Below are 14,872 nucleotides of genomic sequence, written 5' to 3' on the forward strand. Positions count from 1 at the left end.
CCGGAACATATAGGCCGCAATTGTGACAGTTTGTCAAAGAAAACCCCGCCCTTTCGGGGCAGAGTGCGTTTTTCAGCCGAAAGGCGAGCGATCAAATGCCGAGCCGGTCGCGCATGGAGAACCACGTCATCGCCAGTACCAGAAGCGGCGTGCGCAGCGCGGTGCCACCGGGGAAGGCGGGGGCAGGCACGCGCGACAGGGTCTCGAACCCCGCCGCCTCGCCGCGCACCGCATCGGCCATGAGCTTGCCTGCATGGGTCGCGGTGCCAACCCCGTGGCCCGAATAGCCCGAGGCCGAGAGCATATTGGGCGCAAGCCGCGCGAGATAGGGCATGCGTTTCATGGTGATCGACAGCGTGCCGCCCCAAGCATAATCGATGCGCGCGTCGCGTAGATGCGGAAAGATCTCTAGCATCGGCTTGCGCACCAATGCCGCGATGTCGTGCGGAAAGCGGTAGCCATAGCTTTCGCCGCCACCGAAGAGCAGGCGCTTGTCGTGGCTGAGGCGAAAGTAGTTCACCACGAATTTGCTATCCGCCACGGCCACGTCGCGGGTCAGCACGCGCGCGGCCTCATCGCCCAGGGGTTCGGTTGCGGCGATGAAATTGTTGATCGGCATGACGCGGGCGGCGACCTTGCGGTCGAGCCCGCCGAGATAGCCGTTGCAGGCGAGGATCACGTGATCGGCCTTGACCGCGCCCGCATCGGTGGCCACGCGGGCCGGGGTGCCGCGCGTGACGTGATGCACCGCCGACCCCTCAAAGATGCGCACGCCTGCCGCAGCGGCGGCGCGGGCGAGGCCGAGCGCATAGGCCAGCGGATGCAGGTGCCCCGCGCCCATATCGAGCGTGCCGCCCTTATAGGCCGGCGAGGGGCAGAGCGCCTGCATTGCATCGGCATCGAGTTTCTCAAGCTGATCATAGCCATAGTGCTCGGCCAGATGATCGGCATAGCCATGCTCTGCCGCCGTTTCGCGACCCGAGAAACAGGCATGCGCTACGCCCGGCTTCAGATGGCAGTCGATGCCGTGTCGCGCCACCAGTGACTTGACCAGCGTCTTGGCATCTTCGGCCAGCTCCCAGAGTTTCAACGCATCCTCTGACCCGACCAGCCGCTCGAGCGCCGTCTGCTCCATCCGCTGTCCGCTGCCCAGTTGCCCGCCATTGCGCCCCGAGGCGCCGAAGCCCACGCGCTGCGCCTCCAGCAGCACTACGTCGAGCCCCGCCTCGGCCAGGTGCAGCGCCGCCGACAGCCCGGTATAGCCCGCCCCCACCACGCAGACATCCGCCCGCACCTCGCCGTGCAGGGGCGCGAACGGGGCCAGCGGCGCGGTGGTCGCGGCATACCAGCTTGGCGGGTATTCGCCGCGCCGGTCATTGGCATAGAGCAGGTTCATGGTTTCTTCTTGGTCAAAATACTCAAAATCCGAGCGCTTGGTTCGGGTCAGACGTTGAGCAGCAGATGCTCGCGTTCCCACGGGCTGATCACTTGCAGGAATTCCTCGTATTCGGTGCGTTTCACGATGTTGTAGACACGGCAGAATTCCGAGCCGAGGATCTCGTGCAGGTCGGTCGCCTCCTCGAACACATTGAGCGCCTCGCCCATGACATTGGGGATATCCGGCTCTCCGGCATAGGCGTCGCCCTTGAACTGCTTGTCGGGCCATTCTTCCTTGATCATGCCCAGAAGGCCGCAGGCGAGGCTTGCCGCGATCCCGAGATAGGGGTTGCAGTCCATGCCCGCCATGCGGTTCTCGATGCGGCGCGATTCCGGCCCCGAGAGCGGCACGCGGATGCCGGTGGTACGGTTGTCGCGCCCCCAGGCGAGGTTGATTGGGGCGGCGTGATCCTTGACGTAGCGGCGGTAGGAATTGACGTAAGGGGCCAGCACCGCGATCGCCGAGGGCAGGTGTTTCTGCAAGCCGCCGATGAAGTGGAAGAACGCGTCGGTTTCGCCGCCTTGTGGGCCTGAGAAAAGGTTGCGCCCGGTCTCCATGTCGAGAATCGAATGGTGGATATGCATGGCGCTGCCCGGCTCGTCCTCAATCGGCTTGGCCATGAAGGTGGCGAAACAATCGTGGCGCAGCGCGGCCTCGCGGATCAGGCGCTTGAAGTAAAACACCTCGTCGGCCAGCTTGATCGGGTCGCCGTGGCGCAGGTTGATCTCCAGCTGTCCGGCACCGCCTTCCTGCGTGATGCCGTCGATCTCGAAGCCCTGCGCCTCGGCGAAATCGTAGATGTCGTCGATGACGGGGCCGAATTCATCGACGGCGGTCATCGAATAGGCCTGCCGTGCGGCGGCGGGGCGGCCCGAGCGGCCCATCATCGGCTTGATCGCATGCGCCGGGTCGAGATTGCGCGCCACGAGGAAGAATTCCATCTCCGGCGCGACCACCGGTTTCATGCCGCGCTTGTGATACATCTCGACCACCCGGCGCAGCACGTTGCGGGGCGAAAACGGGATCGGCGCGCCGTCGCGGTCAAAGGCGTCATGGATGACCTGGAGCGTCCAATCCGCCGTCCACGGCGCGGCGGAGGTGGTCGACATGTCGGGCCGCAGGATCATGTCCTTCTCGATGAACCCGTCCTCGTCCGCCGCCTCGCCCCAGTCGCCGGTGATGGTCTGGTAAAAGATCGAATCGGGCAGGTGGAAATACTGCTGGCGGGCGAATTTTGAGGCCGGCACGGCCTTGCCGCGCGCGATGCCGGGCAAGTCGGAGATGATGCACTCCACCTCGTCGAGCCTTCGGTTTTCCAGATAGGCTTGCGCCGCCTTGGGCAGCGTCTTGGTGAATTCGCGTAGATCGGCCATGTCAGGCCCCTTTCCTGAAGACATCCGCGATGCGCGTGGCCATGGCGGCGTTGTCGGTGTGCGTGGAGAGCAGCCCGCGTGCATGATCGCTCAGCGGGTCGGGCACGACGCCGGGCGCGCGATGGTCCAGCAAGCCCTGCATGAAGGCGGCCCCGTACTCGGGATGCGGCTGAACCGTGTAAATCCGCTCGCCAATGCGCATTGCGGCGATGTCACAGCCCTCGGCGCGGCCTATGATTTCCGCACCGTCGGGGGCTTCGATCACCTGGTCCTGGTGCCACGCGTTGAGGGTGAGGGGGCTGCCCTCGATCTCGTACTGCGTGGCCCCCACGCGCCAGCCATCAGGGTGTTTCACCACCTTGCCGCCAAGCGCCTGCGCGATGATCTGATGGCCAAAGCAGATGCCGACCATCGGCAGGTTTGCAGCGTGAATGGCGCGGATCAGCTCTTCGAGCGGCGGAATCCAGGGGTGATCCTCGTAAGCGCCGTGCTTCGAGCCGGTGATGAGCCAGCCATCGGCAGCGTGCGGCCCTTCTGGGAACTCTTGATCGACGACCGCGTAGGTGTCGAAGTCAAATCCTTGGCCGTCCAGCATGCGCGCCATCATTGCGTCGTAATCGCCCGTGTCCGGCAGGAGCATGTCGGGGGCGTGGCCGGTTTGAAGGATGCCTATTTTCATCATTGGCTCGTTATTTGATCAAATTCTGACGTGGTGCTGCTGCACAGAGGCTACACCGTTTCGAGATAGGTCTTCCAGTGGTCCTCTGCGTCGATCTTCGAGATATGCGCATGTTCCTGGCGCTTGGTCATCACCAGATTGCGGATCAACTCGGCCGGAAAGATGCGCGCGATCAGCGGATCGGCCTCGAAAAGGTCGATGGCCGCGCCCCAATCCGCGGCGAGTTGCGGCAGGTCGGCCTCGTAGGCGTTGCCGGTGATCGGGGCGGGCGGCGTCATGCCGTCCTCGATGCCGGTGATCGCCGCCCCAAGGATGGCGGCGAAACTGAGATAAGGGTTGATATCGCCGCCCGCGACACGATGCTCGATCCGGCGCGCGGCATTGGGCCCGCCGGGAATGCGCACCGCTGCCGTGCGGTTCTCATAGCCCCAGCCCGCACCGGTGGGTGCGTGCGCGCCGGGTACGAGACGGGCGTAACTGTTGGCGTGGGGCGCGAAAATCAGCGTCGAGGGTGGCATCGCCGCAAGGCAGCCCGCGACCGCGCTGCGCAGGATATCGGTGCCCCGCTCGGTGCCGTCGTCGAACACGTTGCGACCGTCGCCGTCCAGCACCGAGAAATGCATGTGCATGCCATTGCCGGTATCATCGGCAAAGGGTTTGGCCATGAATGTGGCGACATAGCCATGTTGGCGCGCGAGCCCCTTGATCATGGTCTTGAAGAGCCAGGTATCGTCGGCGGCGCGCATTGCGGATTGGTGATGCAGGGTCAACTCGAACTGCCCGATCCCGGCCTCGCTGATCGCGGTTTCCACGGGGATCTCCATCTCGGCCCCGGCGGAATAGAGATCGGACAAAAAGGCGTCAAAGGCGTCCATTTGCCCGAGGCTGAGAATGCCGGGGGCCTTCATGCGTCTGCCGGAACGCGGATCGCGTACGGTTTTCAAAGACTTGCCGGAGGGATCGACGAGGGTGAATTCCAACTCGGTCGCAGCAAACACCTCCCACCCGCGCGCGGCGTATCGGTCGAGGACGGCCGCCAGCGCGTGGCGCGGGTCGCCTGCGAAGGGCGCGCCATCCTCGGTATGCATGACCATCGGCACCAGCGCCTGCGGCACGTCGAGCCAGGGCAGCGGGACCGCGCCGCGCTCGGTCGGAAAGAGGCAGCCGTCGATGTCGCCGGTCTCGAAGACAAGCGGCGAGTTTTCGATATCGGCGCCGAAAACATCGAGGTTGAGTGAGCTGAGCGGCATGCGCAGAGTGCCGCCGCCCAGCTTGTCGCCATGGCTTGCCGGCAGGCGCTTGCCACGCATGCGACCGTTGAGATCGCAGGCGGCCACGCGGAAGGTCTGGAACTGTGTGAGGTCCATTTTGGGAGTCCTGATCGGGATTTGCCGCAGCCTAGCCCGGCTCAGGGGGCTTTGCCAAGATAATTTGATCAAAAAATTTCGGGGTGTGTTCTTCGCCTCGTCATCGTCCGGCTTGACCGGACGATCTCTTGGCTGGGAGATCCTCGGGTCAAGCCCGAGGATGACGAGGAGCGCGGGTCAACTCAGGCTATGCTGCCAGCGGGTTTCCAGCTTCTCGATGGCGGCGATGCGCTCGTCGGTCTTGGGGTGGCTGAGCAGCCATGCGGGCATTGCGCCGCCCGCGCCCGAGGTCAGCGCCTCCAGCTTCTTGAACAGGGATTTTTGCGGTGCGGTGCCGATCCCGGCCTTGGTCAGGAGGGCCGCGGCATAGGCGTCGGCCTCATACTCGTCACCGCGCGACAGGCGCGCAGCCAGAAGCGTGGTCAGGCCATTGGCGATCCAGACGCCGACGCCCGGCAGAAACCGCGACAGCAGCATGGCAAGCGCAGTACGCAGCGCGTTCTGGCCGGAAAAGTCGATCATCCGGCGGCGCGAATGGCCCAGAGCCACATGCCCCAGCTCATGCGCGATGACCGAGGCCATTTCCTCGGCCGAGACCTCGCCGGTCTGGAACTTTCGGTAGAACCCGCGCGTGATAAAGATGCGCCCGTCAGGGGCGGCCAACCCGTTTACCGGGTCAATCTCGTAGATATGCACACGCACGCGCGGCAGGTCGAGTGCTGCGGCGAGCCTGTCGGTCATCCGCTTGAGCACCGGGTCGGCCAGCTCGGTCGATTGGGTGTCGAGCTCGCGCGTCGTGCGCCAGACCGAGAAACGGTACATGGCGAGCGCGTAGAGAATGGCGAGCAGGATCGGCGTGAACTTGAGCATACGTGGAATATGGGGCGGCGGGCGATGACTGGCAAGCGATAGCTAGCCGCGCGGGCTGACCGGGGCCGAGGGCGCGGGGCTGCGCCGCGCCAGCCGCCGCTCGCGCCAGAAGGTGTAGATCCCCGAGGCGATGATGATCGCGGCCCCGGTCAGCGTCCAGATATCCGGGCGCTCGTCAAAGAGCGTCACCCCGATGATCAGCGCGAAGATCAGCCGCGAGTAGCGGAACGGCGTGATCACCGCCACATCGCCCAAGCGCATCGCCGCGACGATGGCGTAATAGGCCGCGACCTCGCACAGGAGTGCCAGCACCAGATCGCGCCAGTTGAGGCCCGAGGGCAGGGCGGGCGTGCCGCTGAACGCCAAGAGGATCAGCCCGGTGGGCACCAGCGTGGCAAAGGCATAGGTCGAAAGCTGCATCGAGGAGATGCTGCGCGGCACCGCGCGGGTGGCCAGATCGCGGATCGCCAGACCGATCACGCCCTGCACGGCAAAGAGCGAGGCAGGCTCGAACCCTTCCAGGCCCGGGCGGATCACCATCAGCACGCCCAGGAACCCCACCAGAATGGCGCTCCACCGCCGCCAGCCCACGGCCTCGCCGAGAAAGAGCGCCGCGCCGAGCGTGACCGCCAGCGGCGTGGCCTGAAGGATCGCCGAGGCCGAGGACAAGGGCGTGAGCGCAATGGCGGTGACAAAGCCCAGGGTGCCGACAATCTCGCCGAAGTTGCGCAAGAGCACCGGGTGCGACAGCAGATCGCGCGACCAGAGCCTGCGGCCCTGACTCATGGTGATCGCCCCGAAAATGAGCGCGCCGCCGAAGCCGAGAAAGATGATGATCTGCCCCACCGGCAGCGCATCGGCCAGCCGCTTGATGAACATGTCCTCGAGCGCGAACCCGGCCATCGCAAGGACCATCAGGATGCTGCCGCGCAGGTTTTCCATGTCATGGGGCTTTCGTGTCAGGGTGCCTGACCCTGTTAGCGCAGCTCAGGTGCACAAGAAAGCAGCAGAGCTATGACAGCACGACAATCCCGCTATGCTTGGCCTTGTGCTCGGGCTCGACATGGATGGTGACGCGGGCATCGGGCAGCGCCTCCATCAGCGCCGCCTCGATCCGGTCGCAGAGGTCATGCGCGGCCTCGACCGTGGTGTCGCCGGGCATCACGAGGTGAAAGTCGATGAAGGTGACTTGGCCCGCGTGGCGGGTGCGCAGGTCGTGGGCCTCAAGGGCGGCATCATCGCTGGCAGCGTCCGAGATGACACGGCGGATGGTGGCCATTTCCTCATCCGAGACGGCCTCGTCCATCAGCCCGCTCAGTGATCCCTTGATCACCACCCATCCCGACCACAGGATGTTGAGCGCCACGAGCAGCGCCATCGCCGGATCGAGCCACCACCAGCCGGTGGCGAAGGCGAGCGCGACGCCGATCAGCACCCCCACCGAGGAGACCACATCGGTCATCAGGTGTCGCCCGTCGGCCACCAGCGCGGGCGAGCGGTGGCGGCGTCCGTTGCGAATGAGGATAGTGGCCCAGACCCCGTTGATCAGGCTGGCCCCGGCATTGATCGCAAGCCCCATCAGCGGCGCATCGAGCGCGCGGGGGCTGAGAAAGCCGGCATAGGCCTCGCGCAGGATGAAGAGTGCGGCGATCACGATCAGCACGCCTTCGAGCACCGCAGAGAAGAACTCGGCCTTGTGGTGGCCGTAGGGGTGATTGTCATCCGCGGGCCGCCGCGCCACGCGCAGCGCCACGATGACGGCCAGCGCGGTGGCCACATTCACCAGACTTTCGAGCGCGTCCGACATCAGTGCGAGCGAGCCGGTGAGCTGCCACGCGACCGCCTTGAGCGCCAGCACGGCAAGGCCCACGATCACGCTGCCGATTGCGATCCGCATGCTGCGTGTTGCGGGAGGTGTTGTCATCCGCCCGGCCTATTTGCCGGATTTCAGCGGCACGCCGTAAAGTTCCAGCCGGTGACCGATCAGGCGATAGCCCAGCTTTTCGGCGATCTTCTCCTGAAGGGCCTCGATCTCGGGATCGACGAATTCGATGACCTCGCCGGAATTCATGTCAATCAGGTGGTCGTGGTGGTCGCGCTCGGCATCCTCGTAGCGCGCGCGCCCGTCGCCGAATTCGAGCTTGTCGATGATGCCCGCTTCCTCGAACAGCTTGACGGTGCGGTAGACCGTGGCAATGGAAATGCGCGGATCGACGCCCGAGGCGCGGCCATAGAGTTCCTCGACATCGGGGTGATCGTCGGAAGCTTCCAGCACCGTGGCAATGGTGCGGCGCTGATCGGTCATACGCAGGCCCTTGGCCTCGCAGCGTTCGGTGATGGTGTCGCGCATGGGCGGCCTCATGTGGTCTTCGGTCGCTGCAATAGCGGCAAGCGGGGGCTGTTGCCACCCTTTTTGCCCCTTGGTTCGTGGTCTAGTGCGGGGCTGAGCGCGAGAATAACTGGATTACGACGATTCCGGCAAGGATCAGCCCGGTCCCGAGGATCGCGGGCAGGTCGAGTTTCTGGCCGAAAACCACGTAGCCGATGGCGGCAATGAAGACGATGCCGAGACCGGACCAGATCGCATAAACCACGCCCACCGGCATGGTGCGCAGCGTGAGCGCCAGCAGGTAGAAGCTGATCCCGTAGGCTATGACGACGACGACCGAGGGCAGGGGCCGGGTGAATTGCTGGCTGGCCTGAAGCGCCGTGGTGCCGGCGGTTTCGGCGAGAATGGCGAGAAAGAGGATGACGTAGACCGTGGGGATCATGGCGCGCTCCCGGTTCGGGTGGGTTTGGTGACGGGAATACGCGAGGGGTGGGGCCGGGTCTACCGGGAAAGATGTGGGAGTGTGGGCCTGGATCTGCCGTTGCCGCATTCCGCGCGAAACGCACCGAAGGTGCCGCGCGATCGCCGGGCCGTCCCGCGGCCTGGCGATTTGAGGGGTTGCGCAACGTGTTGAGGTTAGAATGACTTGGCTGGGATAATGCGCCCGCAAAGAGCGTTGCATCGCCAGTCCCCGGCCCTGCGATCACGCAACACCTTCTTGCGGGGCGTAAGGTCCGCTTCAGGCCAAAAAAGTCGCCCCTCACCTCTCGAACAGCGGCAACTCCGTGCTGTGCTTGATCTCTTCCATCACGAAACTCGCCGAGACATCGCCCATCGGCACCCGCGCGATCAGCGTCTGGTAGAGCCGGTCATAATCGGCCATATCCGCGACCCGCGCGCAGATCAGGTAGTCAAGATCACCGGTCATCCGGTAAACCCCCTGAATTTGCGGCATGGCGCGGGTCGTGCGGGCGAACCTGTCGAGCCAGTCGGCATCATGCGCCGCCGCGCGGATCTGCATGAAGACGGTGAGCGGCAGGCCGATCTTTTCGGCATCAAGCAGCGCCACCCTAGCGCGGATGACGCCCGCCGCTTCCAGCGCCTTGATCCGACGCCAGCCAACGAACAGGAGGACCAACAGATGATTTCGAGGCTGTTTCTGGAGCATCCACGCAAGGTGGAGGAAAGCTATGTCGAGCATGCGATATTCGCGGGGCGGTTCGCGCTGGGGCTCTTTGGGGCGGCATGTGCCGCGTTGATCCACGCGGTGATCCCGTGCCTGTTCGAAAAGACCGCGAGCCGGATGATCGCAACGCTGTATGCACAGACCCACAACCGGGGTCAGTGACCGAACGTGCAACGACCGGAGCTTCGCGCAAGGCCCCGGTCGCGTGACATCTCAAGCGGCGCGGACATGACCCGCGCCTTTTGTGCCTAGCCGATGATCGCGTTGAGCGTGGTCGAGGGCCGCATCACCGCCGCGAGTTTTTCCGCATCGGGGTGATAATAGCCGCCGATATCCGCCGGGCTGCCCTGAGCTGCGGCTAATTCCTCCACGATCTTGGCCTCGTTCTCGGCAAGCGCCTCGGCAACCGGGCCGAATTCCTCGGCCAGTGCGGCATCGTCGGATTGTGCTGCCAATGCCTCGGCCCAGTAGCGGGCGAACCAGTAGTGGCTGTCGCGGTTGTCGGGCTCGCCGACCTTGCGGCTTGGCGAGCGGTCGTGGTCGAGAACGCCCTGCGTTGCCGCCTCGACCGCCTCGCCCAACACACGGGCACGGGCGTTGTCGTGGGTCTCGGCAAGGAACTTGAGGCTTTCACCAAGCGCGCAGAATTCGCCCAGACTGTCCCACCGCAGGTGGTTCTGCTCCTGCAACTGCTGCACGTGCTTGGGGGCAGAGCCGCCCGCGCCGGTCTCGAATAGCCCGCCGCCATTCATCAGCTTGACGATGGAGAGCATCTTGGCCGAGGTGGCAAGCTCCAGGATCGGGAACAGATCGGTCAGGTAGTCGCGCAGCACGTTGCCGGTGATGGCGATGGTGTTCTCGCCCTTGGTGATCGTCTCGAGGCTTGCGCGGGTCGCCTCGCGCGGGGCCATAATCTCGAATTTATCAGCCACACCAGCGGCTTCCAAGATGGGCTTCACGTAAGAAATCAACTCCGCATCATGGGCGCGGGTGGCATCAAGCCAAAAGATCGCGCGATAGCCGGTCGCCTTCTGCCGCTCGATGGCGAGGGTGACCCAATCCTCAATCGGCGCCTTGCGCGCCGAGGCCGAGCGCCAGATATCGCCCGCTGCGACCGAATGCTCGTGCAGCACCGTGCCGTCGTCGAGGATCATCTTGACGGTGCCCGCCTCGGGGATCTCGAAGGTGGTGGGGTGCGACCCGTATTCTTCTGCCTTCTGCGCCATCAGGCCGATATTCTGCACGGTCCCGGCGGTGGCGGGGTTGAGCTTGCCGTTCGCCTTGAAGAAGCTGATCGCCTCGTCATAGACGGTGGCATAGCTGCTGTCGGGAATGACGCAGACCGCGTCGTGCTCTTTATTGTCCGGGCCCCAGCCCTTGCCGCCGCCCCGGATGAGTGCGGGCATGGAGGCGTCGATGATGACATCCGAGGGCACATGCAGGTTGGTGATGCCCTTGTCAGAGTTCACCATATACATCGCCGGGCGGTCGGCCATGCAGGCGTCGATGGCCTTGAGGATTTCGGGCTTGTCCTTGACGCGCTCCACCAGGTCGCCAAGGCCTGCATTGGGCGACACACCGAGCGATTTCATCTCGTCGCCGTATTGCTCGAAGACGGGCGCGAGGAACTGCTGCACCGCGTGGCCGAAGATGATCGGGTCAGAGACCTTCATCATGGTGGCCTTCATGTGCAGCGAAAAGAGGATACCCTCGGCTTTGGTCTTTTCGATCTCCTCGGCGAGGAAGGCGTCGAGGGCTTTGGCACTCATGTAGGTGGCATCGACCACGGTGCCCGCCGGATAGCTGAGCCCGTCCTTGAGCACGGTTTCGCCATCTGCCGTTTCCAGCACGATCTTCGCGCCGCTGTCCTTGGGCAGGGTGGCGGATTTCTCGTTGGAGAAGAAGTCATCCGCTCCCATCGTCGCGACTCGCGTCTTGCTGTCGGGCGACCAGTCGCCCATGCGGTGCGGGTTGTTCTGTGCGAATGTCTTGACCGCGGCGGCGGCGCGGCGGTCGGAATTGCCCTCGCGCAGCACCGGGTTCACGGCAGAGCCCTTGAGCGTGTCATAGCGCGCGCGGGCGGCTGTCTCGTCCTCGGTCTTGGGGTCGTAGGCGTAATCGGGGAGGGCGTAGCCCTGACCCTGCAACTCCTTGATCGCCGCCACCAGCTGCGGCTCGGAGGCGGAGATATTGGGCAGCTTGATCACGTTCGCGCCGGGCGTTTTGACCAGTTCGCCCAGTTCCGCGAGGTCGTCGCTCACGCGCTGATCTTCGGTCAGGTGATCGGGAAAGGCGGCGAGGATGCGGCCGGCAAGCGAGATGTCGCGCGTGTCGACCGAGACGCCGGCGGCGGAGGCAAAGCGGCGGATGATCGGCAAAAGCGAGGCCGAGGCGAGTTCCGGGGCTTCGTCGACCTTGGTGTAGACGATATCGGGAGTGGAGGTATTGGCCATCGGGTGTCCTTTCCGATCTGGATTTGCACGGTGTCGCGTGCGCCGCGACTCGCTTGGATTGGCGCTGTCTTAGCGGAAAATGCGGTTGCGGGAAAGATAGTATGCGACGGTATACAAAATAAACCTGCGTTACACAGCCTGCGCCATCCGCGTCTTGAGCCGGTGCATCAGCACATAGCCCGCCAACACCGCGCCCAATACGCCCAGATGCGCGGGCATCGGCGTGCCATTGAATTGCTGGCCGATGGGAATGGCGATCACCACGCTGCCCACCGTGGCGATGGCACCGGTCACGCTGGCGGCCATGCCCGCGATCGCGCCCATCGGGGCCATGGCGAGTGCGTTGAGATTGCCGAGCGTGAGGCCGGCCTGAAAGAACACCGATGTCTGCCAGATCACGAACACGCCGAATTGCGCGTCAGGCGGCAGGCCGATTTGCCACAGTGCGATGGCGGCAAGCGAGAGCAGGATCTGCGCGGTCAGTGCCGCGCGCACCATCCGCTCCATCCCCAACCGCATGACAAGGCGAGAGTTGAGAAAGCTGCCGCTGCCCGCGATCAGCGCCATCAGGAAAAACCAGTAGGGAAAGCTGTCGGCGCGGTGGAACACCTCGTCGAACACCGGCTGCACCATGCTGAGCGAGGTGAACAGCGTGGTCATGCACAGCATCTGCACCGCGATGGCGGTGCGGGTGACGGGATGGGCCAGCACCTCGCGCAGTGCGGCCAAGAGGGGGGCTGCACGGAACGGGCGGCGGGCCTGCGGTGCCAGCGGTTCGGGCAGGCGCAGCACCATCCACAGCGATAGGATTGTGGCAAAGAGGATGAACGCGGCAAAGACCCCGCGCCAGCCCGCCACGGCGATCACGCCCGCCCCCAGAAGCGGGGCCATGGCGGGGGTAAGGGCAAAGACCATCATCACAAAGGACATCAGTCGCGCCATGTCGCGCCCGGCATAAAGGTCGCGGATGATCGCGATGGAGACGATGCGGAACGCCGCAGCACCAATACCCTGGATCGCACGCGCCGCGAGCAGGGTCTCAAGGCTGGGCGCCATGATCGCGAGCGCCGCCCCGGAGATATAGATTGCGGCCCCGCCAAGGATCACCCGCTTGCGCCCGAAACTGTCCGAGAGTGGCCCCGACACGAAGGTGCCTAGCCCCAGCCCCAACAAAAAAGCGGTGATGATCAGCTGCGCGCGGTTCGGCGCCTCGGGGGTGAGCGATTGCGCGATATGGGGCAGGCCCGGCAGCATCGCGTCGATGGAAAAGGCCACAGTGGCGGCCATCATCGCCATCATGGCGATGAATTCCGGCCTCTTGAGTGGGCGGGCAGGGGCGAAGGGGCCGGGCATGTGCTGTCCTTTGTCGTGATATGGCGGGGCATTAGCATGGACCGGGGGGTGTGACCAGATGACGCCTCCCAAATACCTGAGAAAATTTGTAAGAAATTTCTGCGCGAACCATATCTTCAAGGAAACAGCAAATGAAACTCGCACTCTTTCACTCTATCGGTTTCGCGGGGTTGATCTCGGTTGGCGCGGTGGGGGTCAAAGCGGATGGGGCCTTGGACGGCCATATGACCTATGAGCTCTTCGAGCACACGGTCGAGCATGCCGATCTGGCGGGGTGCCCGCCCGAGTTCGATGCCGGCACGCAGTTTTGCCGCATGACGCTGGCCGATGAGCGCGCGCATGTCTTCGTGTTCGATCTGGAGGGGGACCAGCCTTTGCAGGCGGTCAAATCCTATGAGCTTTCCGAGGGGCTTCCGGCGTTCTGAACACATGAAAAAAGGGCGCGGGAGAGGCCCGCGCCCTTGGCCGTTGTCCCGAGGGATCGGGCCTTACTGGACCTCGCCAGTGGGGCGGGGTGTTTTCAGCGTCTCAGCGGGCAGCACCGGGTAGACCACTTCGGGCATCTTGCCGGTGAGCGCCCCAAGGAAGGCGACGATCTGATCGGTCTCTGCATCGTTGATCTCGGTGCCAAGCTGCGAGGTGCCCATGATCTGCACCGCGACCTTGAGATCCCAGACCTTGCCGGAGTGGAAATAGGGCGCGGTCTGGTCGATATTGCGCAAGGGCGCGGCGCGGAACACGTAGGAATCATCCGCCGTCTCGGTCACGGCAAAGCGGCCCCGGTCATCGGGTGGCAGCACATCGGCCCCGGGTTTTTCGATCAGGCCGAAGGGATAATAGCCATTGCCGCCGAGGTTGACGCCGTTGTGGCAAGCCGAACAGCCCTTGTCCATGAACAGTTCCAGCCCGGCCACCTGCTCGTCCGAGAGCGCGCCATCGTCACCGTTGAGCCATGCATCGAACGGCGCAGGGGTGATCAGCGTGGCCTCGTAAGCCTCGATCGCCTTGGCGAAGTTGTCGAAGCTGACCGGGGCCGCCTCTTCGGGGAAGGACGCCTCGAACCACTCCACATATTGCGGCATGGAATTGAGCGTGTTGACCACGTTATCGGGCGTGTTGGCCATCTCGACCCCGGCCTGTACCGGGCCCTTGGCCTGTTCGGCAAGGTCGGCGGCGCGGCCATCCCAGAATTGCGCGTCGTTGAACACGGCATTCAGCACGGTGGGCGAGTTGCGCGGGCCTTTTTGCCAGGCATGGCCGATCGAGGTTTCCATGTTGTCGTCGCCGCCGGTGGCGAGGTTGTGGCACGAGTTGCAGGAAAACACGCCCGATGCGGACATGCGCGGATCGAAGAACAATGCCTTGCCGAGATCGACCTTTTCCTCGGTTATCACGTTGTCGTTGAGTGCCGGAATGGTCGAGGGCAGGGGCGCGAATGTCTCTTGTGCGCGCTCGCGCAAGTCTGATGCGGCGGCACCCTGGGCGAGGGCCAGGGCGGATACCGTGCCGAGGATAAGTTTGAGGGGACGTGTCACGGAATTTCTCCTTGGATTACGTGGATTCGCGCGTTTGGAACTATTCTAAACTTTATGACGGATGGCAGATTTGATTTATCTCAAGACCACACCGTGTCTGGAACCGATAAGTGGCGATCTTGCAGGAATGGCGGTTGTTGTTCCAAACCGGCGGGTTCTCGCGTCATTTTTGTCTCAATTCACCAAACAAACCGGCTATGCCTTGAACTTATGTCCCAAGCGGGGCTAATCCCCCGCCAAACCTGTTGCGCTGCAACATCATTCAAATCCGCGAATTGCCCGAGGCTCA

The 14,872-nt window shown here is 64.1% G+C and carries 15 protein-coding genes; 2 read left to right on the forward strand and 13 right to left on the reverse strand.

Annotated features, from left to right (window positions below; genetic code table 11):
* Positions 1-91: 91 nt before the first annotated feature.
* The 10 genes from RID11_RS05515 to RID11_RS05560 form a co-directional block, all read right to left on the reverse strand.
* A complete protein-coding gene (locus tag RID11_RS05515; protein WP_350136414.1) occupies positions 92-1,396 on the reverse strand; it encodes an NAD(P)/FAD-dependent oxidoreductase in 1,305 nt (434 codons plus the stop codon).
* 47 nt (positions 1,397-1,443) lie between these two features.
* Entirely contained in the window at positions 1,444-2,811 is a 1,368-nt protein-coding gene (locus tag RID11_RS05520; RefSeq protein ID WP_350136415.1) for a glutamine synthetase family protein, read from the reverse strand.
* 1 nt (position 2,812) lies between these two features.
* The gene (locus RID11_RS05525; protein ID WP_350136416.1) at positions 2,813-3,490 is read right to left on the reverse strand and encodes a type 1 glutamine amidotransferase; all 678 of its coding nucleotides are present in this window, start codon (positions 3,488-3,490) and stop codon (positions 2,813-2,815) included.
* A gap of 50 nt (positions 3,491-3,540) precedes the next feature.
* A complete protein-coding gene (locus tag RID11_RS05530; RefSeq protein ID WP_350136417.1) occupies positions 3,541-4,857 on the reverse strand; it encodes a glutamine synthetase family protein in 1,317 nt (438 codons plus the stop codon).
* A gap of 177 nt (positions 4,858-5,034) precedes the next feature.
* A complete protein-coding gene (locus RID11_RS05535; RefSeq protein ID WP_350136418.1) occupies positions 5,035-5,727 on the reverse strand; it encodes a M48 family metallopeptidase in 693 nt (230 codons plus the stop codon).
* A 42-nt stretch (positions 5,728-5,769) separates the two neighbouring features.
* Entirely contained in the window at positions 5,770-6,669 is a 900-nt protein-coding gene (locus tag RID11_RS05540) for a DMT family transporter (RefSeq protein ID WP_350136419.1), read from the reverse strand.
* A 70-nt stretch (positions 6,670-6,739) separates the two neighbouring features.
* On the reverse strand, positions 6,740-7,624 hold the full coding sequence (locus RID11_RS05545; RefSeq protein ID WP_350136420.1) for a cation diffusion facilitator family transporter: 885 nt from the start codon (positions 7,622-7,624) through the stop codon (positions 6,740-6,742).
* Between the two features lie 36 nt (positions 7,625-7,660).
* Positions 7,661-8,077, reverse strand: coding sequence for a Fur family transcriptional regulator (locus tag RID11_RS05550; RefSeq protein WP_074784207.1), 417 nt, complete (start codon positions 8,075-8,077; stop codon positions 7,661-7,663).
* An 82-nt stretch (positions 8,078-8,159) separates the two neighbouring features.
* A complete protein-coding gene (locus RID11_RS05555) occupies positions 8,160-8,498 on the reverse strand; it encodes a DMT family transporter (RefSeq protein WP_350136421.1) in 339 nt (112 codons plus the stop codon).
* A 318-nt stretch (positions 8,499-8,816) separates the two neighbouring features.
* The gene (locus RID11_RS05560) at positions 8,817-9,194 is read right to left on the reverse strand and encodes an Lrp/AsnC family transcriptional regulator (protein ID WP_350136422.1); all 378 of its coding nucleotides are present in this window, start codon (positions 9,192-9,194) and stop codon (positions 8,817-8,819) included.
* 3 nt (positions 9,195-9,197) lie between these two features.
* On the opposite strand from RID11_RS05560, the gene RID11_RS05565 reads away from it, so the two are divergent.
* The gene (locus tag RID11_RS05565; protein ID WP_350136423.1) at positions 9,198-9,404 is read left to right on the forward strand and encodes a DUF6356 family protein; all 207 of its coding nucleotides are present in this window, start codon (positions 9,198-9,200) and stop codon (positions 9,402-9,404) included.
* 86 nt (positions 9,405-9,490) lie between these two features.
* On the opposite strand, the gene RID11_RS05570 is transcribed toward RID11_RS05565, so the two are convergent.
* Positions 9,491-11,695 (reverse strand): NADP-dependent isocitrate dehydrogenase, encoded by a 2,205-nt coding sequence (locus RID11_RS05570; RefSeq protein WP_350136424.1) that lies wholly within the window; start codon positions 11,693-11,695, stop codon positions 9,491-9,493.
* Between the two features lie 129 nt (positions 11,696-11,824).
* Entirely contained in the window at positions 11,825-13,048 is a 1,224-nt protein-coding gene (locus RID11_RS05575) for a multidrug effflux MFS transporter (RefSeq protein ID WP_350136425.1), read from the reverse strand.
* Positions 13,049-13,179: 131 nt separating this feature from the next.
* Between RID11_RS05575 and RID11_RS05580 the strand changes: the two genes are divergently transcribed.
* Positions 13,180-13,473 (forward strand): hypothetical protein, encoded by a 294-nt coding sequence (locus tag RID11_RS05580; protein ID WP_350136426.1) that lies wholly within the window; start codon positions 13,180-13,182, stop codon positions 13,471-13,473.
* Positions 13,474-13,536: 63 nt separating this feature from the next.
* Here the strand turns inward: RID11_RS05580 and RID11_RS05585 are convergent, their stop codons facing one another.
* Positions 13,537-14,583 (reverse strand): cytochrome-c peroxidase, encoded by a 1,047-nt coding sequence (locus RID11_RS05585; protein ID WP_350136427.1) that lies wholly within the window; start codon positions 14,581-14,583, stop codon positions 13,537-13,539.
* Positions 14,584-14,872: the final 289 nt, after the last annotated feature.

The sequence above is a fragment of the Roseovarius sp. genome, from assembly GCF_040219995.1.
Taxonomy (GTDB): domain Bacteria; phylum Pseudomonadota; class Alphaproteobacteria; order Rhodobacterales; family Rhodobacteraceae; genus Roseovarius.